The sequence below is a fragment of the Marinobacter zhejiangensis genome (assembly GCF_900114775.1).
In the GTDB taxonomy this organism is placed as follows: domain Bacteria; phylum Pseudomonadota; class Gammaproteobacteria; order Pseudomonadales; family Oleiphilaceae; genus Marinobacter; species Marinobacter zhejiangensis.
In genome coordinates, this window is record NZ_FOUE01000002.1 from 424,820 (window position 1) to 447,425 (window position 22,606).

Genomic DNA, 22,606 nt, shown 5'->3' on the forward strand with positions numbered 1-22,606 from the left:
AAATGTTGTTAGTTAATAACAATGAGGAGAGAAACGATGTTTAAATTGCGCACTGCCGCTGCTGCACTGATCGCCATGATGCTGACTGTTCCAGCCCTTGCCGAAACCCGTATCGGTGTTGTGGATCTGCGTCAGGCCCTGTTTTCTTCAAACGCCGCGAAGGCGTTCAGCGAACAGTTGCAGCAAGAGTTTACAGAAGACGAAGCGCGGGTTCGTGAGATCCAGGAAGAAGCGCGCCAGCTGGGTGAGCGTCTTGAAAAGGACGGTGCGATGATGAACGAATCTGAGCGCACGGCACTGGGAACCCAATTCCAGGAAAAGGCTCAGGAATTCAATTTCCTGCGTCAGCGCCTGGATACCACCGTGTCCAGCCGTAAGCAGGCTTTCCTGGAGCAGGCGCGTCCCAGCGTGGACGCGGCAGTTCAGGAACTGCTGGATGAAAATGAACTCGACCTGATCCTGCCCAGCGAAGCCGTGGTGTACGTCAGGCCTGACCTGAACCTTACCCCGCAGCTGCTTGAGAAACTGAATCAGCAGTAATGGCGTCGCCCCGGGAGGGGCACCCCTGATTCTGGTTATTTGCCCCGGAGCCCGATATGACCACCGCTACGTACACACTTGGAGAGATCGCAGAAGCTCTGGGAGCCGAGCTCAAAGGAGACCCGGGTACCAGCATCCAAGGGATGGCGACTCTCCAGGCGGCACAGCCCGGGCAAATCTCATTCCTGGCGAACCCCTCCTACGCGCGTTATCTTGAGGGAACCAAGGCGTCTGCCGTCATCCTTTCGCCGTCCGTGGCCGACCAGTCTCCGACCAATGTCCTGTTACTGGACAACCCTTATCTTGGTTATGCTCGCCTCAGCCACTGGTTTGATCCAGCACCCCAGGCCCAAGCGGGTATTCACCCCTCCGCAGTGGTGGATGATTCCGCCGAGGTGCATGAAAGTGCCAGCATCGGTCCGCTGGTCGTTATTGAAGCGGGCGCGGTGATTGGTGAGGGCGTGGTTATCGGCGGAGGCTGTGTTGTTGGGGCTCGCTGTGAGCTGGGCGCCGGTACAGTGTTGAAGCCGCGGGTGACCCTGGCTCACGACGTTATCCTGGGCCAACGCTGCCATATCCTGAGCGGTGCGGTTCTGGGATCAGACGGTTTCGGTTTTGCTAACGAACGCGGTGTCTGGCACCGGATTGCCCAGGTTGGGCGGGTTGTGCTGGGGGATGATGTCGAGGTCGGCGCCAACACGACGATCGATCGCGGTGCCCTTGATGACACCGTGATTGGCAATGGCGTCAAGCTTGATAACCTGATCCAGATTGCCCACAACGTCACCATCGGAGATCACTCAGCGATGGCGGCTAAAGTGGGTATCGCCGGTAGTACCCGGATTGGCCGTCATTGTGTATTTGGTGGCGCCTCCGGGGTAGCAGGGCATTTGGACATCGGTGACCAGGTCCACCTGACAGGCATGACCCTGGTAACTGGTAACATTTCCGAACCAGGGGTCTATTCTTCTGGTACGGGCGCTGAACCTAACAAGCAGTGGCGAAAAAATGCGGTTCGCTTCCGACAGCTGGATGCCATGGCGCGAAAGCTGAAGGAACTTGAAAAGAAATTAGAGGGCTGAGGCCGATCCTGATGATGCACGTTAAAGAAATCATGGAGTTTCTTCCACACCGTTATCCGTTCCTGCTGGTTGATCGTGTGTTGGAAGTGGAAAAAGGAAAGTCGATTGTAGGTTATAAGAACGTTTCCATGAACGAACCGTTCTTTACCGGACACTTTCCCAACCACCCGGTTATGCCTGGTGTTCTGATCGTCGAGGCCATGGCCCAACTCTCCGGTATCCTGGGATTTGTCACAGTAGACAGGAAACCGTCGGATGGCGTGGTACACTACCTCGCCGGCTGCAGCAAGGTTCGCTTCAAGCGACCTGTTTTGCCGGGGGACCAATTGCGGATGGAGTCGCAGTTTATATCCGGTAAACATGGAATCTGGAAATTTGACTGCCGTGCGTTGGTTGATGGAGAAGTCGCCTGCGTTGCGGAAGTTATGACCGCTGAGAGAGATGTTTAATGGCGACAACTGATTGGTCGGGAGTTCATCCGCAGGCAATTGTAGACCCTTCCGCCAAACTTGCCGATGGTGTCACCGTCGGCCCATGGAGCTACATTGGGCCGGGTGTGGAGATCGGTGAAGGTACTGAAATTATGTCCCACGTTGTCGTCAAGGGCCCTACGGTCATTGGCCGCAACAACCGGATATTCCAGTTCTCCAGTGTTGGAGAGGAATGTCAGGACAAGAAATACGCGGGTGAACCGACCACATTGGTGATCGGCGACGACAACGTCATCCGCGAAAACTGCACGATTCACCGTGGTACCGTTCAGGACCAGGGTGAAACCCGAATCGGTAGCGGTAACCTGTTGATGGCCTATGTCCATGTCGCGCACGATTGCGTGGTAGGGGACAACACCATCCTGGCCAATTGTGCCACCCTGGCCGGTCACGTCTCCGTAGGCGACTGGGCTATCCTGGGGGGTGGCACCATGGTGCACCAGTTCTGCAAGATCGGCGCCCATAGCATGAGTGCCGGTGGCAGCATCGTGCTCAAGGATATTCCTGCCTATGTCATGGCCAGCGGCCAGTCCGCCGAGCCCTTTGGTATGAATGTCGAAGGGCTTAAACGCCGTGGCTTCAGCAAAGAGGCGTTGCTGGCACTCCGCCGCGCCTACAAGGTTATCTATCGTCAGGGACTGACCACAGAGCAGGCCATTGAAGCGCTTGAGGCCGATTTTAGCGACGTGCCTGAGGTGGCTCCCCTGATTGACTCCCTGCGTGGTACCCATCGCGGCATTATCCGCTAAGTGGATGGCTCCGTGTCCTGCAATGAATCTAAAGTGATCAGCCATCGCCGGGTTACCTTCGGTATTGTGGCCGGAGAGGCCTCCGGCGACATACTGGGTGCCGGACTCATCCGTTCCCTGAGAGCGCGCTATCCCAAGGCGCGCTTTGTTGGTATTGGTGGGGATGAAATGATTGCCCAGGGATTCCATTCCCTGGTGCCCATGGAGCGCCTTTCGGTCATGGGGCTGGTTGAAGTTCTTGGCCGATTGCGGGAGCTGTTCAGTATCCGTGATCGATTGATGGATTATTTCCTGACCAACCCGCCGGATGTGGTCATCGGAATAGACTCCCCCGATTTTACCCTTGGTGTAGAGCGGCGATGCCGCGATGCTGGCATTCCTACCGTCCATTACGTCAGTCCTTCTGTGTGGGCCTGGCGTCAGAAACGGATCTTCAAGATCGCCAAATCCGTCGATCTGATGTTGACCCTGTTTCCTTTTGAAGCCCGCTTCTATGAAGAACACCAGGTGCCGGTGGCGTTTGTTGGCCATCCTCTGGCAGACCGGATTCCGATGGAAACGGATACTGAAGGGGCTCGTCAGGCGCTTGGATTGGATGATTCTGCACCGGTGCTGGCTATCCTGCCCGGAAGCCGGGGTGGCGAGGTGGCCCGCCTGGGCGACCTTTTCTTGTCGGCTGCCCGCTGGATTCAATCCCAACGAAGTGATGTCCAGCTGGTCATCCCCTGTGTGAATCGTGAGAGAGAGCAGCAGGTTAGGGCACTGGTGGATAGCCTGAAAGTAAAACTGCCGGTCACGGTCGTTCGAGGTCGTTCCAGGGAAGTGATGGCTGCTGCCGACGTGGTGTTGCTGGCTTCCGGAACTGCGACACTGGAAGCGATGCTGCTCAAAAAGCCGATGGTGGTTGGTTATCGCCTGAGTGCCCTCAGCTATAAACTGCTCTCCCGTCTGGTCAAAGTGCCGTTTGTGGCATTGCCCAACCTGCTGTCTGGAGAGGCCCTGGTGCCTGAGTTGTTGCAGGATGATGCGACTCCGGAGGCCCTGGGAGCTGCGGTTCTGGAACGGCTCGAGAATGATCAGGAGCGGGAACGGCTGCGTATGGCCTTCACGGACCTTCATCAACAGCTTCGTCGTACCGCCGATGAACGGGCTGCCGTTGCGATATCCGGCTTGTTAGAGAAAGTCTCCTGATGGCACGCAAAGCGCCTTTACCCCCCTTTGTCTGCAGTTACGGTGGCCACCTGCTGGCGGGCGTTGACGAAGTTGGGCGTGGCCCATTGGCTGGCCCGGTTATCACCGCAGCCGTGATTCTTGACCCCAAAAGGCCGGTGCCAGGACTGGCAGACTCCAAGGCGCTGACTGAGAAGCGGCGGGACGCGCTTTATGACCAGATCCTGGATCACGCGTTGGCCTGGAGCCTGGGACGGTGTGATGTGGACGAGATTGATCGTCTGAATATCTACCAGGCAACCATGCTAGCCATGCAGAAAGCGGTAGCAGGGCTGGCCATCGCGCCGGAGTATGTGCTGGTGGATGGCAATCGCTGTCCCAAGTGGCAGTGGCCGTCGGAACCCGTGGTCAAAGGGGACGGCCGGGTTGAGTGCATCAGCGCTGCGTCCATTATTGCCAAAGTAACCCGCGACCGTGAGATGGTGGCCCTGGATGCTGAGTTTCCGGGATACGGTCTGGCTCAACATAAAGGGTACCCGACACCGGTACACCTTGAGGCGCTGAACCGGCTGGGTGTCACGGCACTTCACCGCCGTTCATTCCGCCCTGTTCAGGAAGCGTTGGCGTCGGTTGGGCTCAATGAATCGGCCAAAAATCGTGATTTGGAATATCCTTCAGATTTATTTCAAAATAATGTTTGACAGGCCGGGATCTAATCCTTAATATACGCGCCACGTTGATCGGACAGGGTTCCGAAAGACGGAAAGTTTTGATGCGGGGTGGAGCAGTCTGGTAGCTCGTCGGGCTCATAACCCGAAGGTCGTTGGTTCGAATCCAGCCCCCGCTACCAATTAGAAAAAAGCCGGTCTTTGACCGGCTTTTTTCGTTTTCAAAGGGGCTATTTGAGTCAGCACCTATGTTTGCGCTTCGCGCGGTGTGGTTGCTGCCGCAGAAGCAGGTCGCTTCTGCTCCCCGCTACCAATACAGAAAAGGCCAGTCGATGACTGGCCTTTTCGTTTCTGGAAGGGCTCCTCGTTAGCGCTCTTTGCTCAGAACCCAGCAGGTACCTGAAAGCCAGCCAGCCCCTGTTGTTCCAGAAGTCGGGCGAAGCCGATGGTGGTGAGGTCCTTGCCCGGCGCGCCAATCACCTGGACATTGTAGGGCAGCCCGTTGGCGGTGCGTCCTATGGGGACCGAGGTGGCAGGCAAGCCCAGTAGTGTGGCCAGTGCGATCCAGCAGAACTGATCCATGTAAGGACGTGGTTTGCCGCTCACCTGGATTTTACGTCTGAACACCGGCTGGCTGTGGTCGTGGGGAATGGCCGTTGTTGGCGTAACCGGGGTTAACAGTACATCGTACTCGTTGAACAGGGTTTCAACCTGGGCCCGCATTTGTTCCCGCTTCTCATTCCACATCAACCACTCGCCGTAACTCAGGTTTACCCCTCGCCCATAGTGGCCGGAACCCACAGTCATCGAGGTAACTCGGCTCAGTATCGGGTCCAGGTGACTGGCAACCAGCATCTGGCGCTTCTGTGCAGGTTTGAGGGATCCCCCCATCAATCCGCCAAGCAGGCAGAAATAGACCGGGAGGATCCGTTCAAGGTCGAGCAGGGGGTGTCTGGCCGGGCTGATGGACACACCGGAGCGGGCGATCTGGTCGGTGAGGTTCTGGTAGCCAGCGGCGAGTTCCTTATCGATCGGGCAAGCCGGGTCGCTGAACCAATGGCCCACACGCACTTGGGAAAGGCTGGCATGGCTAGATTGCTCCATCTCCAGCTTCCAGCTCCGTGCCTCCTGGGAGTTGGGGCCGGCGAGAACATCCAGTAGCAGCTCAAGGTCATCACTGGTTCTCGCCATCGGGCCACCGGTCACCAGGTCGGGTTCGGACAGGGCGCCGGGAGGTCCGGGGATATGCCCGCGCATGGAAATGAGGCCGCGGGACGGTTTGTGCCCGAAAACGCCGCAGAAGTGCGAGGGGGTGCGTATTGATCCGGCCAGGTCACTGCCAATCTCAAGAGGTGTCATGCCGGCCGCCAGCGCAGCGGCAGCACCACCGGACGAGCCCCCGGGGGTATGATTCTTGTTATGGGGGTTGTTGGTCACCCCAAAGAGCCGGTTGTAGCTCTGGATGTCTGAGGCGTAGAGCGGCACATTGGATTTGCCGAGGATGATCGCGCCGGCATCCTGCAACCGTTGAACCACCGCCGCAGACTGTTTGGGTCGGTGCCGTTTCAGTTTGGGGGCGCCAGCGGTGCAAGGCATGCCTGCCACCTCCCAGGTGTCTTTCACGGTCAGCGGCAGCCCGTGCAGGGGACCGGGCTCTACTCCGGCCTTAAGTCGTGCATCGGCGTCGGCCGCGGCTTCCAGTGCGGACTTGCCATCCACATAAGTAAACGCATTGATGTGGGGGTTGTGGCTGTTGATGCGATGAAGCAGGCTTTGGGTTAGCTCAACGCTGGTAAGCTTGCCGGAGCGTAAGTCGTCGGCCAGTTGGTGGGCCGGTCGGTAGTGCAGAGGAGCTTGGCTCAAAATAGGGTTCCCTATGACGGTTACTGTTTCAGCTCAGCGCGCCAGTGTTTGACTTTGACCTGGGCCTTGATGGCCTCAATGATTTCGTTAATCAGTGCAATCAGCGCGTCATTCCGCGTCTCATCCGGCTCTTCGGTGCCCGGTGCGGGCAACATAACCTGGACCAGATCCTCAACAAAGGCGTGGTTGGAGGTCGATGCCAGGTCTTCCATGATCTGGTGGACGACATTGGCGACAATATCGCCAACGGCGTCTTCAAGTGTTTCCTGGATTGTTGGGCCGACAACCGGAACCAGCCGCAGGCGAGACAGCTCCAGGTTCTGCTTCAGGGCATTATCGACCCTGCCTTCCAGGTAGATCCGCAAGTCTGCCCGTTTGGGCATATAGCCCTGACTGGCCGCCTTGGCGATTCGCCCAGAGATCCATTCCGTCAGCATTTCCCGGCGAGGATAAAGAATATCGTCCTGGATTCGCTCAAACAGTGGCGACCCCAGTGAGAGTTCGCTTTGTACCCCGGACAGCACCTTGATCACGATCCGGTCTGACAGCTCTTCCATGAACGCCTCGTAGTAAAAACTGACCAGGCGGTACAATCGGAACTGGGTGATGTCGATGATCTTGTATTGGTGCAGGCGGTAGATAATCGAGATCACCCGAAGTACCCGCAGGAAGCGCAGACTGCCCACTGGAATACAGCCCACCAGGTCGTACCAGTGAATAAAGGGGTAGAAATACCAGCGGTCGTAGACCCGGGCTTTGATGGCATAGCCCCAGCGCAGGAAAAACTCCGACAGGAAGATGGTGACAAAAACCAGGTCCACAAACAGGAAGTTTTCGTGGACAGGTTGGTAGAACTGATGGACCTGGGGCGCATGCTCCAGCAGCAGGTTCTGCACCGCGATAAACCCGTAGATCGAATCGATAACAATCAGGGTCAGATTGATGATCAGCAGCCCCAGCATCAGGAAATCGATGATGAACCAGATGAGCTGATGGCTGGTTTTCAGGTTTTCACGGTTGATCTTGAGCATCTGGTTGCCTTGGATACTGCAGGTGGTCCGAGTGCAGAAGGTTAGCCTATTTCAGCTCGCCAGACGACTTGCCCAGTAGGCGGCGAGCAATGATAAGAAGCTGAATTTGCTGGGTTCCTTCAAAAATGTCGAGAATTTTTGAGTCCCTCGACCATTTTTCCAGCAGCTCGGTCTCGGAAAAACCCAGGCCGCTGCAGAGCTCAACGCAACGCAGGGTGATGGCATTGCCCACCCGGCCGGCCTTGGCCTTGGCCATGGAGGCTTCCTTCGAGTTGGGCTGACCATTATCGGCCATCCAGGCGGCACGCAGGGTCAGCAGGCGGGCGGCTTCGAGCTCGGCTTCCAGTAAATTAAGCTCCCTGACAGCGGCGGGCTGACTCCAGCTCTGTAGCTGGTAATCCAGCGCCAGTCCGGATGAAGCCAGCAATTCACGGGTTTTCTCCAGAGCTGCGCGGGCCACACCGATGGCCATAGCGGCGACGACGGGCCGGGTGTTGTCAAATGTCTGCATGGCACCGGCAAAGCCCTTGTCAACGCTGACTTCCGGGTCGCCCAGCAGGTTTTGCTTCGGCACCCGGCAGTTGTCGAACCGAATGGTGGCCGTGTCCGAGGCGCGAATGCCGAGTTTTTTCTCCAGTCGTTCCACGGTCATGCCCGGTGTGCCCTTTTCGACCACAAACGACTTGATGGCGGCGCGCCCCAGACTGAGATCCAGGCTGGCCCAGACCACCACGGCATCGGCCCGCTCGCCCGCAGTGACGAAGATTTTTTCGCCATTGATCACGTAGTGGTCGCCCTCTGCTGTGGCGGTTGTTCGTATGGCGGCACTGTCAGAGCCGGCGCCGGGTTCGGTGATGGCCATAGCAGCCCAGGTTTTGCCAAAGCGCTTCAGCTGCTCTTCGTTCGCAACGGCAGCGATGGCGGAGTTACCCAGGCCCTGACGGGGAATCGACAGGGCGAGGCCAACGTCACCCCAGCAAATCTCGGTAAGGCCCAGCACGGTGTTCATGTTGGTTCCGTTGCGATTGCCGGCACCCCCTTCGGCCCCGGACCTTGCCAGCTTTCCGGCCCCGGCCCCGCCGCTGAGGGAGCCATCATTCATGCCATCCATAATGGTGGCAAACATGTCGAGTTCCTTGGGATAGCTGTGTTCGGCGCGGTCGTATTTACGGGATATGGGTCGGAACACCGCTTTCGCGGTTTGTTGGGCCTGGTGAATGATGGGGCCAAACTTACGGGGAATTTCGAGATACATAGTGCAGTGCTCCTCAAGCGTGGGCGCCACCAAAGTGAACGGCGACAGACCTCAGGTCCCGGTACCAACGCTCGACCGGGTGTTCTTTGACAAAGCCGTGCCCACCGAGCAGTTGTACCCCTTGGGTGCCGGTCTCCATGGCCTTTTCGTTGCAGAGCAGGCGCGCAAGGCTGGCTTCTCGATGCCAACTCATCCCGCTTTCTGCCCGGCTGGCGGCTCGCCAGGTCAGCAGGCGCATGCTGTCCGTCTCAATAGCCATGTTGCTGATCATGAAGGCCACGGACTGGCGATGACTGATGGGCTCGCCAAAGGCCGTGCGTTCGTTGCAATAAGAAATCACATAGTCGAGAACAGCCTGAGCGGTGCCAATGGCGAGTCCGCAACGCATCAAGCTGGCACGGTCCAGAAAGTTGTCGTAGTCAAAGGTGTCGTCACCGAGCAGGGCTTCCTTGGGCAGAGCGACGCGATCGAAGTCAAGGCGGGCCAGCTGCGCCGCCCGTAAGCCCATGCCGGGGTCTGCTGTACGGTGGAGGCCATCAACGCCTCCCGGTACGAGGAACAGTCGCGGCAGTCCTTCAAGCTCGGCGGCTACCAGGATCAGGTCGCTGACTTCCCCCAATACAACCCCGCTTTTGCTGCCAGTCAGCTCGAAGCCATCGTTGCTGCGACGGGCATGGGTTTGCAGTTGCCGAGGATCAAAGAGCGGTGTTGGTTCGTCCACCGCAATGGTGGCGATCGGGGCGTCGGCTTCGCAGAACAGTGGCAGAAAACTCGACTGCTGAGCGCCAGTGCCCCACTGGGTGATGGCCTGGGCCACACCGAATGGAGCCAGCAGGGCAAGTGCCAGCCCCATATCGCCGTAGGCCAGTTGCTCGGCAATCAGTACGCTGTTGACGGGCGACTGGTACTCGGCGACACCGCCAAATGGTTCGGGAATGGCGTATAGGGCGAGTCCAAGTTCGTTTGCGGCTTCAAACACCCGTGCCGGCATGGCAGCGGCTTCATCCGCTTCGGCAGCTGCTGGCCTGAGAACATCAGCGGCAAGTCGTTGCAGGGTGTCGACGATGATTGTCTGATCTTCGTCGAGGGACAGGTCGAACAGGTCTTGTGACTGGCGGTTTGGTAGCTTATTTCTGGGAAGCCAACTGGATACCCGACTGACCTCCCTTGCTGCCAGGGATAGGGTTCGGAACCCGGCTTTGGTGCCCTGATAAGCCGCTTTTTCAACCGGCGTTCTCATGCCAAGACGGTCCAGCCAGGGGCTGGAGGCGAGCCGGGTCATGGAAGACAGGGCGAGGCCGATGGGGTCTCGGTTCTGTCGTGGCTGTCGGGACATTGCGCTGCTCCTTCTTGCACGGTTTTAACCCGATCATGTGGCGATCGTCCCGGATTACCATTGGCAACATCGGCAAAGGTGCGTGGCGAAAGGGCCAATCTGGGTGTACTGGCAGGCGCTTGCTGAAGTTGTTCATGGATTAACTGACCCGTCAGGCGGTAAACTCGGACACAAGGGGCCGGGTAGCGGGGTGACCTGGCCTTGACGTGAAATGAACGGGTATTCAGGGAGAATTGTGTGACCCAATCGGTGTCGTTTGAGCCTTATCCCAAGGTTGAAGAATGGTTGAACTGGCTGACCCACGGTCTTGCGGCACTCTTCAGTGTGGCCGGTATGGTTGTGTTGTTGGTGATGGCCGCGGGTCAGGAGGATGTCTGGAAGATCGTCAGTTTCAGCATCTACGGAACCAGTATGACGCTGCTGTTCCTCGCGTCTACGCTTTATCATTTCGCGCGACGGCCCGAGATGCGCCGGGTATTCAAAATGTTGGATCACTGCGCGATATTTTTGCTGATCGCTGGTACGTACACCCCGTTTCTTCTGGTGAACATGCGTGGCACGGTCGGTTGGACGCTGTTTGCAGTGATCTGGGGGCTGGCGCTGGGAGGCATCACGCTGAAGCTGGTGTTTGGGCACCGTTTCAAGCCGCTGCAGATCACGATTTATCTGTTGATGGGCTGGCTTGTGGTGGTCGCCTCCAAAGAGTTGGCTGACAGTGTGAACGCATTGGGGCTGTCGTTGGTCGTGGCTGGCGGCATTACCTATACCCTGGGGGTTGTGTTCTACCTAATTAAAAAAATCCCTTATAACCATGCAATCTGGCACCTTTTTGTGGTGGGTGGCAGTACCTGCCATTTCTTTGCCATCTACCACGGGGTGCTGAACGGCCCGACTGCCTGATGCCAAGGGGAACACGGAAGTTCAAGTGGGTTTGCTGGCCGCTGTTGTGGCTGGTGTGTGCGCTCGCCCAGGCCCAGCAGGTGGAGGTGGTGGTTGAAGGGGATTTCCCCGAGCTGCAAGACAATGCCAATGCCTTTATCGGCGAGGTTGAGGGGCGCAGTGCCCAGCGCTTGCGCCGCTATGTACCAACCGCCATGGGCCAGGTTCGTGACGCCTTGAAGGCGTTGGGCTATTACCAGCCCGAGATCGAATGGACGCTGGTCGACGACGGCTTGCCGACGCTGGTGTTGACCGTTACCCCAGGCGAGCCGGTGCATGTGCGCTCCGTTACCGTAACAATTGAAGGCCCCGCCAATACCGACCCTGACTTTCTGCCGGTGCTGCCCGATCGGCCGGCGGTAGGTGATGTGCTCAACCACGGTCATTACGATTCCCTGCGCCAGCTCATTCGCAACCAGGCAACGCGGCTGGGCTACTTTGATGGCACCTTCGAGAGGCATACCCTGGAGGTGAGCCCCGAAGCTGGCTATGCCGATATAACCCTGGCATTTACCAGTGGACAGCGCTACCGATTGGGTGGCGTAACGTTTACCGGGGGCGAGGAGTTTGAGCGTGAACTGTTGGAGCGCTTTGTTTCCATCAGTCCTGGCGAGCTTTATCACGCCGACAAGGTAGCGACGCTCAATTCTGACCTTTCCAACAGTGGCTACTTTGCCCAGGTGCTGGTGGAGGCGATCCCGGAAGATGCCGATGGCCTGGAGATTCCCGTGGTGGTCCAGCTTACGGCCCGGGAGCCAAGGTCAGTCTCGGCCGGTGTTGGGTTTTCTACCGACGTGGGCCCCCGTTTCAAGGGCACCTGGCGGGAACACTGGGTTAACCCCATGGGACACCGCCGGGGCGCTGAAACCGAGCTCTCTGGCCCCCGCCAGAACGTCAGCGCCTGGTACGAGTTGCCGCTGGATCCGCCGATGACAGACCTGATACGGCTGACAGCCGGTTACCAGATGGAAGACATCGAAGATGTCGAATCTGAGCGGTTAACCCTGGGTCAGCAGTGGCAGCACGAACTTGATAGCGGCTGGCTACAGATTCTCTCTCTCCGGGCGGAAGCCGAACGATACAGTATTGGTAGTGAACCTTCCTCCATGAGCCGGTTGCTGCTGCCGGGCCTGAGTTACTCCCGGCTTCGGGCCGATTCCCCGCTCGATCCCTCCCGTGGCTACCGCATCCAGTTTGATGTGTCGGGGGCCCACAGGAAGTTGTTTTCAGATGCGGATGTTCTCCATGTCAATGTGTTGATGAAGGGGCTGATCACAGTCTGGGGTAACCATCGTCTGTTGACACGTTTCCAGTTTGGTGGGGTGGCGACAAACAGTTTCGATGATGTGCCTCCGTCGCTTAGATTTTTTGCCGGTGGTGACCAGAGTGTGCGCGGCTACGACTATCAGTCCTTGTCGCCCCGGGACGATGACGGGAACCTGGCCGGTGGCCGTTACCTGATGGTGGGCAGTGGGGAGTATCAGTACAGTTTTGCTCCCCATTGGCGGGTAGCCGCGTTTTTTGATCGCGGCAATGCGATCGATAACCTGACCGATGCACTGGTGGACGGGGTTGGTGCGGGTATTCGCTGGGTCAGTCCGGTTGGCCCGTTGAAGTTCGACATCGCCAAGGGCCTGGACGAGAACTTTGGCGGCGACTGGCGGATTCACTTTTCCATGGGGCCAGAGCTATGAGACGGCACATTCACTGGTTGCGGTTCATCGCGGTTGTTCTGGTCGGAATGCTGCTGTGGATGGTGTTGGTGCTGGCCGGCCTGTTAATCGCCTTGGGGAGCGATTCCGGCACCCGTTGGGTGTTGTCGCAGATTCCGGGGCTGGAGGTGCAGAATGGGCAGGGCTCACTGTTTGGTCGCTGGCAGGCCGACCATGTGCGTTGGCGTGGCTATGGCGTTGCGGTTGACACCGTAACACCGAGGGTGGCGTGGTCGCCATCGTGCCTGTTTACCTTGACGGTCTGCCTGGATGAGCTGTCTGCCGCCCAAACAGATGTCGTGATCCAGCCGTCATCGGAGGAACCGTCCGAAGGGGATTTCAGTTTGCCGTCGGTGCTCCTGCCGGTTGACCTTGATATCAGGCAGGTGGCGTTTGGCCCTCTTACCGTTAACCAGACACTGATTTGGGACGACGCCCGCCTGTCCGCCAAGGGCATTGGCTCGGCCTGGCAGATCCATGATCTCCAGTACCATCGGGACACTGTAGAGATTGGGGTTCGCGGCTGGCTGGAAACCCGCGGCGACTGGCCGCTGGCCCTGGATGTCGATAGCCGGTTGCCGCCTCCCCGGGGCGATGACTGGTCGCTGGCCCTTGCCCTCAGTGGCAATGCACGGAACATTCGCGTCAAAGGCGGCAGCGATGGTTATCTCGATGCCGAACTTGAAGGCCGGGTCGAACCCTTTGAGCAGGCCTTACCGGCAACGTTGTCACTGCGTGCCCGTGACTTCCTGGCTTTGGACACCTTGCCATCAACCTTGATGCTCAGCGACTGGCAGCTCACGGTGGATGGCTCCCTTGCCGAAGGTTTCCAAAGTCAGACCCGGGCAACCCTGGCGGGAACGGAAGGGGGGATTGCGCTTTCTGCGGGTGGGTTGGTGACAGAGACCGGGGTGCAGAACCTGACGTTCACTCTGGGGTCTCCCGAAGCAGGCGAATCGGCGGGTCGAGTGACCGTCGCTGGTGACCTGGGCTGGCAGGATGGCATCTCGGCCAATGCCGACATTTTGCTCGCCGGGTTTCCCTGGTACCAGCTGGTGCCGGGCATGGCGGAACCGCCGGTTGCCCTGGAACAGTTGCAGGGTCATGCCCGCTACGATAACGGTCAATACCAGGCAGACCTCCAGGCTCAGGTGGATGGGCCAATGGGCGAGGCCGAGCTGGAGGGGCGGCTGAGGGGAGATATGCAGTCCCTGACGCTTGATGAGCTACGGGTCACCACAGGGGCTGGTGAGGCCAAAGGCCGCGGAACCTTGCAATATGCGGGTCCATTGACCTGGGATGTCGAGTTGGGGCTGACGCAGTTCAATCCGGGGTACTGGGTGCCGATACTGCAGGCCGGTCTTGATGGCACCGTCACCAGCCAGGGAAGTCTGGATGACGATACCTTGAAGGTGGCTGCGAACTGGGCAATCAGCGGCCAGTGGCAGTCCCAGGACGCTGCAAGCCAGGGGGCGCTGACCGGCGTCAATGATGACTGGCGCTTGGCCGATTTCGCGCTGACGGTGGGTGAAAACCGGCTCTCGGGTCAGGGCCGCTGGCAGCAACAGATTGACGGACAGGTTACCCTGGACTTCCCCAGCCCGGAGCTGTTAGTGCCAGGTTTGCAAGGGCACTTGCAAGGCCAGCTGACCGCCGCAGGAACGCTCCAGCAACCTCAAGGGCAGCTTGCCCTGTCGGCAACCGATGTGGATTGGCAGGGCACCGCTCAAGCCGGGCGGATTCAGCTGGAGGCGACACTGGCAGAGCACTTGTCACTCGATGCCCGTTTGCAGGCGTCCGGCCTGAAGGCCGGAGACCAGGATCTGGGACGGATCGACGCGGGGCTGACCGGCACTCCTGAACGCCATACTCTGGTGTTTGAGTCCATAGTCGAGGTTTTGGCCACCCGGCTACAGTTTGATGGTCGCTGGGGGGAAGGCTGGAGCGGCCAGCTCAGTCGGGGTGAGATCGAGCTTCCGCAACAGGATCAGCTATGGCGTCTGGATACGCCCGCTACACTGACCTATCAGCAAACGCCCAGTCTTGAACTTGGCCCCCACTGTTGGCGTTGGCAGGAAAGCTCGGTATGCGCCGGGCAACAATCGCTGATGCCTCGCCTGGCCCTTAACTATCAGTTGCAGGCGTTTCCGACCGCTGCTCTGGCGCCGGTCCTCCCCAAGCATTTGCGTTGGCAGTCTGAGTTGGACGGGCGGTTCGCGTTGGATATGACGGAGCTGGGGCCTGATGGTCAGCTCGAACTTTCGGCGACACCCGGTAGCTTTGACCTGCAGCTGGAAGACGAATGGCACGCCTTCGCCTATGACCTGTTAAGCGTCAGCCTCAAACTCAAGCCGGAGAGCGCGACCTTCGACCTGGCGCTGTCCGGCCCGGAGCTGGGAAAACTGACAGCGGCGATGACCCTTGATCCGTCCACACCGGCGTATCCAATGACTGGAAACTTTCATCTGGCCAGCTTGAATTTGGCACCCCTTGCAGCGATTTTAGACCTTGAAGTACTTGAAGGCACGATTGGAGGGGCGGGGACGTTGTCAGGACCGCTTTTGCAGCCCGATGTCCACGGCACCTTGAATCTGGAAAACGGTAAGATTCTGGACTCGCGACTGCCAATGCCGATGGAGAGTATAGGCGTCGATGTTCAATTGAACGGCAAGGTGGCGACGATCGCAGGCAACTGGCAGAGCCATGAGCGGAGTTCGGGACAGGTTCGTGGCACGACCGCCTGGCACCCTGCATTGGTGCTGGATCTGGCGCTGACTGGCCAGCGCCTGCCATTTAGTTATGAGCCTTTTGCCAGTGTTGAACTTGAGCCTGACCTGAAGCTGCAATATCGGGATGGGGGGCTTGCCATCACCGGGACGTTAGCGGTGCCAAGAGGCCAGATTACCGTCAAGGAGTTACCGGAGCAGGCGGTCACGGTATCCAGCGATGAGGTCATTGTCGGGAAGCCAGTTGAGGAGCCAATACTGCGCTCCCTCACCATGGATGTCCGGGTTGATGTTGGCAGTGACGAAGTCACCTTTGAGGGCTTTGGTATCACCGGTGACCTGGAAGGCGGTTTGCGTGTCGGCAATAACATGGACGCTCGCGGTGTCTTGCAGCTGACGGACGGAAATTTCGAGGCGTTTGGTACCGAGCTGGTATTAAGGCGTGCGCGCCTGGTGTTTGTCGGTTCGCTGGCGGAGCCGTACCTGGATGTTGAAGCGGTGAGGTTTGTGGATGACGTTACCGCAGGTTTGCGGTTGACTGGCCCGGTGTCTGGCCCATCGACCGAGGTGTTCTCGGAACCGGCGATGTCCCAGCAGAACGCTTTGTCCTATGTGATCCTGGGGCGGCCACTGCAAACCGAGGGTGATCAAGGCCAGGTAGGACAGGCGGCGATTTCCCTGGGTCTGGCCCGTGCCAGCAAAGTCACCGAGAAAATTGGTGAGGAGCTTGGCATCGACCAGCTGGTGCTGGAGACGGAAGGCTCCGGAGATGATGCGTCGGTGGTGGCCAGTGGCTATATCACGGAAGATCTCAGCGTGCGTTATGGTGTGGGCATATTTGAGCCGGTATCGACGGTCGCCCTGCGCTATGACCTGGGGCGTTACTTCTATCTGGAGGCTGCCAGCGGCCTGGCAGCGTCACTCGACCTTTTCTACACGCGGGATTTCTAGGGCGTGAATCCCAGGCACACAGGCCACCGGTAAGGGCTGCAGCTTGTGCCTGACTGGCCTATACTGGCTCAGAACCCGTCCTGACTTCGGCCAAGGGTAGTTTTCATGCTGATACACGACCAACAGGTCCGCCTGACCCATCGGGAAAGGGATATCCTGCATCGACTCACTGGCTCGGATCCCAAGGATATCACCACCCGGGATGAACTCCGGGCCTGGGCTGAGCGCTATTTGCAGACGCAGCCCGGCGAGACCTACGAAATCACCGCCATCAAGGGCGTCTTGCGTCGTTACCTTCCAGTCTAGTGAGTTTCCATTGACGAGCGGCCTGTACCAGGCTGCCAAAGATGTTTCTGTGGCCCCAGTGATAAAGCAGGTATTCAGGGTGCCATTGAACCCCCAGTATCCAGTGTTCATCGGTGGTCTCTATGCCTTGCACCAGCAGGTCGTTATCAAGCGCAACCACCCGAAGGTCTCGTCCCAGAACTTTGATTGCCTGGCTGTGTATCCGGTTTGCCCCGATCGACGTCGCTGGCATGATGCTGCCGAGCAAGCTGTCATGGACCAGTCTGACGGTTTGCAACGGCAACAGGAGCGGATGGTGGCGGGTGTGAACCCGGATCGGGGTGACATCCTGGCACAAGGAGCCTCCCCGGAAGACATTGATCAGTTGTGCGCCCCGGCATATTCCAAGTACCGGCAGGTGGAGCTGTTCTGCCTGATGGAGCAGATGCCAGTCAGTGTCATCCCGTCGTGGATCGTAACGGGCGGTCACTTCCGGTTCCTGTCCGTAGCGGCCTGGGTGGATGTGGGTGCCGCCTGAGAGAATCAGGCCATCGAGAAGGCTGGCATCGATTCGTGCCCCGGGGCGAATGTACACGCTGCCCGCACCCGCGAGTTTCAGTGCCAGGCTGATTAGCCTCTGTGGGGTGCCTTTCCGGCGAGGGCCACTGATGCCAATGGTCAGCCCGGGGTGATCGGCACCAGAGTTGCGAAGATCAGACATAGCCCTTTGTCTGCAGCCAGTGGGTGCAGGTTTCAACCCAGTCATGGGTCAGGTTGTGGAAACTGAGCCGGCGGCTATCCCGGAAGGCTGCAACCATCTCCTTCAGGTCGCTGGCGTGGGTGGCGAGCTGCTCAAGAACAACCCAGTCGTTCCATACCGTGGAGAAATGCCAGTCCGGATTGTCGATGTCGCAGTCGGGCAGACGGTAGTGCAGGGTCGGCCGGGACTTGACCCTGGGGTCAGACACATAATCGGCAAGCAGGTCCCGGTTAAGGTGGGCAAACAGCGGAAGCAGATCCAGGGCGCGGTTCCTCGTGGGGTTGTCTCGCAGGTAATCTTTCATAAGCTGGCGCATGTCTGGAGCGTAACCTGGCTCAATCAGGCGATCGACGAACAGGCTGTCCCACGGTTCGATGTAGCTGGTGAGCTTACGACTGATATCAAGTTGGTGACGAGACTTCAGCCAGTCGTACAGGACCGCGAAAGCCTGTAGGTAACGAACCAGGGTCGGTGCCTCAAGGTCCGGAAGTTCCGGGTTGAGCTGCAGCCCGAAGGCATAGTAGATGGCTTCCCGGCTGCCAAGGGCCCCGGCTTCCCGTAACTGGTTGCATAGCGCTTCGATGTGTTCGAGGTCGCTGAGCCGCATGGGTGGCGTTACCACTTCCAGGGGGACAATTTTCTCAGCTGCGGCATCGATCAGATGCAGGGCCTGGCCACCAAGTTCGCGAATGGCTTCGGGGAGTAGCTCGTCCTCAAAATTGAGCTCTTTGATCGGAGCGGAGTCGAGCTCAACCCCAAACTCCCCAAAGTTGGTCTGGATGTTAGTGACGTACCTTGAAACCTCATGTACCTGGCCGGGCAGCAGGTTTGCCAGGAGTTGTACAAGCTGAGTGTAGCCCAGCCCTGAGATTTCAATCTCAACCCCAACCCGGCGCTCCTGTTGTGATTGTGTCAGGCGAATATCCGGTAAACGGCAAGTCGGTTGGCAGTCCAAGCTTTACTCCTCCTTTCGATGGCTGGACACAAGGTCCTTTCATGGCTTGCTCTGTTCAGTATCGGCCCTGATTGGCCATGTGACCACAGTGCATGCCGCTCTGAGAAGCGACCTGGAATAAATTTAGGGTTTACACTGGATAAAACACTGTATATATTTTCGTTACTGTATATAAAAACAGGGCAGCTTTATGAAGCTTACTGCAAGGCAGAGTCAGGTTTTGGACATTATCCGGCGTTACCTGGACGAAACCGGGTATCCACCAACCCGGGCAGAGATTGCCGCTGAACTGGGGTTTCGTTCGGCAAATGCGGCCGAAGACCACCTTCGGGCACTGGCACGTAAAGGTGCCATTGAGATGGTGCCGGGGGCCAGCCGCGGTATCCGTTTGCCGGAAGCAGAGGAAGATCTCGGTTTGCCGGTGATCGGTCAGGTTGCGGCAGGCAGCCCGATTCTTGCCCAGGAACATATTGAGGACCACTGCACGCTGAAACCGGATTTCTTCTCCCCGTCAGCGGATTACCTGTTGCGGGTACGTGGGATGAGTATGAAGGACATTGGCATTCTCGACGGTGATTTGCTGGCGGTGCACCGCACCCAGAGTGTTCACAACGGTCAGGTTGTGGTGGCGAGGGTCGGGGACGAGGTCACCGTCAAGCGCTTCCGTAAAGAAGGCTCAAAGGTTCTGCTGATCGCAGAGAACGAGGAGTTTGCGCCTATCGAAGTCGACCTGAGGGAGCAGGAGCTCTTTATTGAAGGGCTTGGGGTCGGGGTGATTCGCCGCTCGGATCTCCATTAAGCAGGTGTCCGGCTTCTGTAGCAGGACCCTCTTAAGGGGATGGAAGCAAGACAAGCGTTGAAAGAGAATAAAGGGTAGAGAGGGTAAACATGGAACAGCTCAGCTTTAACCAGAATCTGGTGAGTGCTCAACCGGTGTCCGGGTTTGCCCGCGCCTCACGTGCCTACGGCGAGCGGGTTGTTGGTTCGGTCTCGGTCAAGCCAGTTGCCACCCGTGTCCAGCGAGAGGTGCGTCAGCCAGTGGAGCCAAGTGCGCCGGCTGGCAATGTGACTGAGATTATCCTTCCCGAAGGGCAGGTGGAGAATTTTCAGCTGTTGCTGCCCATGTTGACCCAGCTTAACCAGGAAAAACGGTGGTTGGCCTTGATTGACCCTCCGGCCGCGCTGGTCGGTAAGTGGCAGAAAATGCACGGCATTGTTGCCAGTGAACTGCTGGTGCTTCGGTCCACGGCTGAGCACTCGGCCCAGGCGCTTGCCGAGCGGGCTTTGAGTGTTGGGACCTGCCATGCGGTTGTTATGTGGACGCCCAAGCTGGGAAAGGGTGCGCTCGATGCACTCCGTCAGTCTTCTGCGCTTGGTGACAGTCACGGCGTGGTTCTGCGTCAGCGTTGATGCTGCTCGCCAAGAGTTTGGGGTACCCGGGGGTGGCAGCCGGAGAAATGGAGAGCGTCAGGCAGGGCTGGTAGGTTTTTTGGGGCCAGCCTGGAATGGCAAGCCCCGTATGGAGCGGATCAATGCAGGGTATACGACGGGCGGGTTTCTACGGTATCGGTTTCGTCATCTTCCCAATCAATATCGTGGGTAATGTTACCTACCGCTTCAATTCCGGCTGCAATCATAGCCTTGGCGACGGCCATATCGCGGTCATCCAGCATGTCTTTTGCTTCAGGGGAGAATGAGATTCTTACCAGTGGAGCGCTGTCGTCATCAATGCGGCGGAGAGCATAGTCTCCGTTCGTCAGTTGAACAATTTCAAAATAGGATGGTGACATCGGCTTTGCCTTTCACTTGCTAATCTGTGTGGGTGAGCATGCTGCATCACCACTCGTTGTGTCGCTCCGCGACGGTATCTGAAAACCGCTTCATTGTGTCGATCACGTCCGCCAGGGAATCGGGCGAGCGATCCGGCCCCGAGGCTACGGACACGGCAATGATGTTTTCGGCGGAAACGGTTTTCTGCTTCGCTGGCGGTTTGTCCTGACCCGCTTCGAGTTCGTCCAGGCGCGCCCACCAGTTGCCTGGCTGCGTGATCAGGTGGGCCAGTTCCACGATCTCTGCGGCATCGTCCCCGATCAACGCCGAAAGCGTTGCCAGATCGGTTGGTGAGCTCCCGCGGTGCTGGTAAAAGTCCGAAATCATTGCCAGCAGCAATCGTCGCGCCCGGAGCATCAACTCAACGGCACCCTGATTCATGGCTTCCCGCTCGGCTTGATGGCTGCTCCGCTCCTGTGTGGCCAGCAGCGTTTTAGCCAGGAAAAGCTTTTGAGAAACCAGGAATTGAAACTGGGAAGCCATCAAGAACCTGCTAGGTATGTACCGGCGCGTATTTACAAAGACCAGATAGTCTACCATTTTAAGATGACGATTTCCTCTCGGAAAGCCGTTATATGGCTGGCTACTTCACCGCAAAATAGGAAGCTCCCTAACAAGAAGCTACAAAAAAATCCTTGTGTGCCGACGGCTGATCAGGCAAATAAGCAACCACACAATAAATACATGTCTATAACCAGTCTCGGTAAAGGGATTGATTATTGCCACGGCGAAGAGGTGCATACGCCTCGCGCTGGAGATAAAAAAAGGTTGGAGGAATAGCGGATGCGTAACCTGGTCTGTATAGGGTGGACGGCTGCAGCATTGATGGTTGGCGGCCAAGCCATGGCGAAAGTGTCAGAGGCTGAAGCGGCCCGGCTTGGAAGCGACCTTACGCCTGTTGGAGCCGAGCGTGCTGGAAATGCGGACGGCTCGATTCCTGCCTGGAATGGTGGCCTGAGACAGCCACCAGCCGGGTGGTCGGTGGGTGAGCGGGAGATTAACCCGTTCCCGGATGACCAGCCGCTATTCACCATTACCCGGGCGAATCTGGATCAGTACCGGGACTCCTTGACGGAAGGTCACATCGCGATGTTCGAGACCTATCCGGATTACGCCATGCCGGTCTATCAAACCCGTCGTACGGCGGCCTATCCGGATCAGGTGTATCAAAAGCTCAAGGTTAACGCTTTGTCTGCAGAGTTGCTGGATAATGGCAATGGTGTTCGCAACACCATCATGACCAGCCCGTTTCCCATCCCGCAAAATGGCCTCGAGGTGGTCTGGAACCACATTCTCAGGTATCGAGGCGAGCAGATTTCATTCCGCTCTGCATCCGCGACACCTTCGGTGGACGGCTCATTTAACCCGATTGTTACCGAGTACAATTACTTCATGGCGTACTCTGAGCCCGGTGCCGAGCTGGAAGATATTGATAACAAGATCTTCTACCTGAAGACGGAGACCATTTCTCCGCCAAGCCTGGCTGGTTCGATTACCCTTGTGCACGAAACGCTGGACCAGATTCGGTCCCCACGCCTGGCATGGCGTTATGAATCGGGTTCACGTCGTTTGCGCCGGTCACCAAACCTTGCTTATGAGACGGACTTGCCGAATTCCTCCTCACTGCGCTCGGTTGACCAAAAGGATATGTACAACGGTGCACCCAACCAGTATGACTGGGAGTTACTGGGCAAGCGTGAAATCTACGTTCCCTACAACGCGTATGAACTGCACTCCGAAGATCATGCTGCGCGGGACATTATCCAGGCTGGCCATATCAATCAGGACCTAACCCGGTATGAACGCCATCGGGTCTGGGTGGTTGAAGCGACGGTCCGTACAGGGATCAGCCATATCTATTCACGCCGTATGTTCTATGTGGATGAAGACAGCTGGCAGATCCTGGTGACTGAGGAATACGATAACGATGGAAATTTGTGGCGAGTATCTGAAGCCCACAATATCTCCTTCTACAGTGTCCCGGTCTTCTGGACCACGCTGGAAATGACCTACGACCTCAATGCTAAGCGTTACTATATTGATGGTTTGGATGAAGGCCAGGCTGCTCTGGACTTTGAGCCAGGACTCCGCAGCAGTGAGTTTACCGCCTCTGCTGCTCGCCGGGCAGCCCGTCGCTGATGTGTGCCCCCCCCGGTTCACGCCGGGGGGTATTCTCCCTTTTCAGATCAAGAAGCCTTCGTTTCTCTGGTATCAGAGGGCCCTATAGCGCTGGGTGCCCGTTTAGTCTTCACAATCAAATGAC

The 22,606-nt window shown here is 58.0% G+C and carries 21 protein-coding genes and 1 tRNA gene; 14 read left to right on the plus strand and 8 right to left on the minus strand.

What is annotated here, in order from left to right:
- Positions 1–36: 36 nt before the first annotated feature.
- From BMZ67_RS07275 to BMZ67_RS07305, 7 genes are all read left to right on the plus strand, one after another.
- Positions 37–540, plus strand: coding sequence for an OmpH/Skp family outer membrane protein (locus BMZ67_RS07275; RefSeq protein ID WP_092021286.1), 504 nt, complete (start codon positions 37–39; stop codon positions 538–540).
- A gap of 56 nt (positions 541–596) precedes the next feature.
- Entirely contained in the window at positions 597–1,622 is a 1,026-nt protein-coding gene (gene lpxD, locus BMZ67_RS07280; RefSeq protein ID WP_092021287.1) for a UDP-3-O-(3-hydroxymyristoyl)glucosamine N-acyltransferase, read from the plus strand.
- Positions 1,623–1,633: 11 nt separating this feature from the next.
- Positions 1,634–2,071 carry a 3-hydroxyacyl-ACP dehydratase FabZ gene (gene fabZ / locus BMZ67_RS07285; RefSeq protein ID WP_092021288.1) on the plus strand — a complete coding sequence of 146 codons (438 nt, stop codon included), beginning with the start codon at positions 1,634–1,636 and terminating at the stop codon, positions 2,069–2,071.
- A complete protein-coding gene (gene lpxA, locus BMZ67_RS07290; protein WP_092021289.1) occupies positions 2,071–2,862 on the plus strand; it encodes an acyl-ACP--UDP-N-acetylglucosamine O-acyltransferase in 792 nt (263 codons plus the stop codon). The genes fabZ and lpxA overlap by 1 nt, the downstream gene beginning before the upstream one ends.
- Positions 2,863–2,874: 12 nt before the next feature.
- On the plus strand, positions 2,875–4,053 hold the full coding sequence (gene lpxB, locus BMZ67_RS07295) for a lipid-A-disaccharide synthase (RefSeq protein ID WP_245749906.1): 1,179 nt from the start codon (positions 2,875–2,877) through the stop codon (positions 4,051–4,053).
- Entirely contained in the window at positions 4,053–4,733 is a 681-nt protein-coding gene (gene rnhB, locus BMZ67_RS07300) for a ribonuclease HII (RefSeq protein ID WP_092021291.1), read from the plus strand. The genes lpxB and rnhB overlap by 1 nt, the downstream gene beginning before the upstream one ends.
- 72 nt (positions 4,734–4,805) lie before the next feature.
- A tRNA-Met gene (locus tag BMZ67_RS07305) sits at positions 4,806–4,882 on the plus strand.
- Positions 4,883–5,081: 199 nt separating this feature from the next.
- Here the strand turns inward: BMZ67_RS07305 and BMZ67_RS07310 are convergent.
- The 4 genes from BMZ67_RS07310 to BMZ67_RS07325 are packed head-to-tail and all read right to left on the minus strand — an operon-like array spanning position 5,082 to position 10,185.
- The gene (locus BMZ67_RS07310; protein WP_245749907.1) at positions 5,082–6,563 is read right to left on the minus strand and encodes an amidase; all 1,482 of its coding nucleotides are present in this window, start codon (positions 6,561–6,563) and stop codon (positions 5,082–5,084) included.
- Between the two features lie 20 nt (positions 6,564–6,583).
- Positions 6,584–7,594, minus strand: a complete 1,011-nt coding sequence (locus BMZ67_RS07315) for an ion transporter (protein ID WP_092021292.1) — start codon at positions 7,592–7,594, stop codon at positions 6,584–6,586.
- 46 nt (positions 7,595–7,640) lie between these two features.
- Positions 7,641–8,849: an acyl-CoA dehydrogenase family protein gene (locus BMZ67_RS07320; RefSeq protein WP_092021293.1), complete on the minus strand. Its 1,209-nt coding sequence runs from the start codon at positions 8,847–8,849 to the stop codon at positions 7,641–7,643.
- A gap of 13 nt (positions 8,850–8,862) precedes the next feature.
- A complete protein-coding gene (locus BMZ67_RS07325; protein WP_092021294.1) occupies positions 8,863–10,185 on the minus strand; it encodes an acyl-CoA dehydrogenase family protein in 1,323 nt (440 codons plus the stop codon).
- A 237-nt stretch (positions 10,186–10,422) separates the two neighbouring features.
- On the opposite strand from BMZ67_RS07325, the gene trhA reads away from it, so the two are divergent.
- From trhA to BMZ67_RS07345, 4 genes are all read left to right on the plus strand, one after another.
- On the plus strand, positions 10,423–11,085 hold the full coding sequence (trhA, locus tag BMZ67_RS07330; RefSeq protein WP_092021295.1) for a PAQR family membrane homeostasis protein TrhA: 663 nt from the start codon (positions 10,423–10,425) through the stop codon (positions 11,083–11,085).
- Positions 11,085–12,818 carry an autotransporter assembly complex protein TamA gene (locus BMZ67_RS07335; RefSeq protein WP_092021296.1) on the plus strand — a complete coding sequence of 578 codons (1,734 nt, stop codon included), beginning with the start codon at positions 11,085–11,087 and terminating at the stop codon, positions 12,816–12,818. Before trhA ends, BMZ67_RS07335 begins: the two co-directional genes overlap by 1 nt.
- Positions 12,815–16,513, plus strand: coding sequence for a translocation/assembly module TamB domain-containing protein (locus tag BMZ67_RS07340; protein ID WP_092021297.1), 3,699 nt, complete (start codon positions 12,815–12,817; stop codon positions 16,511–16,513). The genes BMZ67_RS07335 and BMZ67_RS07340 overlap by 4 nt, the downstream gene beginning before the upstream one ends.
- A gap of 105 nt (positions 16,514–16,618) precedes the next feature.
- Positions 16,619–16,819, plus strand: a complete 201-nt coding sequence (locus tag BMZ67_RS07345; RefSeq protein WP_092021298.1) for a hypothetical protein — start codon at positions 16,619–16,621, stop codon at positions 16,817–16,819.
- Here the strand turns inward: BMZ67_RS07345 and BMZ67_RS07350 are convergent.
- Positions 16,785–17,519 (minus strand): gamma-glutamyl-gamma-aminobutyrate hydrolase family protein, encoded by a 735-nt coding sequence (locus BMZ67_RS07350; RefSeq protein ID WP_092021299.1) that lies wholly within the window; start codon positions 17,517–17,519, stop codon positions 16,785–16,787. The genes BMZ67_RS07345 and BMZ67_RS07350 overlap by 35 nt on opposite strands.
- Positions 17,512–18,513 (minus strand): amidoligase family protein, encoded by a 1,002-nt coding sequence (locus BMZ67_RS07355; RefSeq protein ID WP_092021300.1) that lies wholly within the window; start codon positions 18,511–18,513, stop codon positions 17,512–17,514. Before BMZ67_RS07355 ends, BMZ67_RS07350 begins: the two co-directional genes overlap by 8 nt.
- A gap of 190 nt (positions 18,514–18,703) precedes the next feature.
- Between BMZ67_RS07355 and lexA the strand changes: the two genes are divergently transcribed.
- Both lexA and BMZ67_RS07365 read left to right on the plus strand, forming a co-directional pair.
- A complete protein-coding gene (lexA, locus tag BMZ67_RS07360; RefSeq protein ID WP_092021301.1) occupies positions 18,704–19,312 on the plus strand; it encodes a transcriptional repressor LexA in 609 nt (202 codons plus the stop codon).
- Between the two features lie 89 nt (positions 19,313–19,401).
- Positions 19,402–19,923: a cell division inhibitor SulA gene (locus tag BMZ67_RS07365; protein WP_092021302.1), complete on the plus strand. Its 522-nt coding sequence runs from the start codon at positions 19,402–19,404 to the stop codon at positions 19,921–19,923.
- A gap of 119 nt (positions 19,924–20,042) precedes the next feature.
- Here the strand turns inward: BMZ67_RS07365 and BMZ67_RS07370 are convergent, their stop codons facing one another.
- Positions 20,043–20,303: a hypothetical protein gene (locus BMZ67_RS07370; RefSeq protein ID WP_092021303.1), complete on the minus strand. Its 261-nt coding sequence runs from the start codon at positions 20,301–20,303 to the stop codon at positions 20,043–20,045.
- Between the two features lie 46 nt (positions 20,304–20,349).
- A complete protein-coding gene (locus BMZ67_RS07375) occupies positions 20,350–20,826 on the minus strand; it encodes a DUF6586 family protein (protein WP_092021304.1) in 477 nt (158 codons plus the stop codon).
- A gap of 300 nt (positions 20,827–21,126) precedes the next feature.
- On the opposite strand from BMZ67_RS07375, the gene BMZ67_RS07380 reads away from it, so the two are divergent.
- Entirely contained in the window at positions 21,127–22,482 is a 1,356-nt protein-coding gene (locus BMZ67_RS07380) for a DUF1329 domain-containing protein (RefSeq protein ID WP_092021305.1), read from the plus strand.
- Positions 22,483–22,606: the final 124 nt, after the last annotated feature.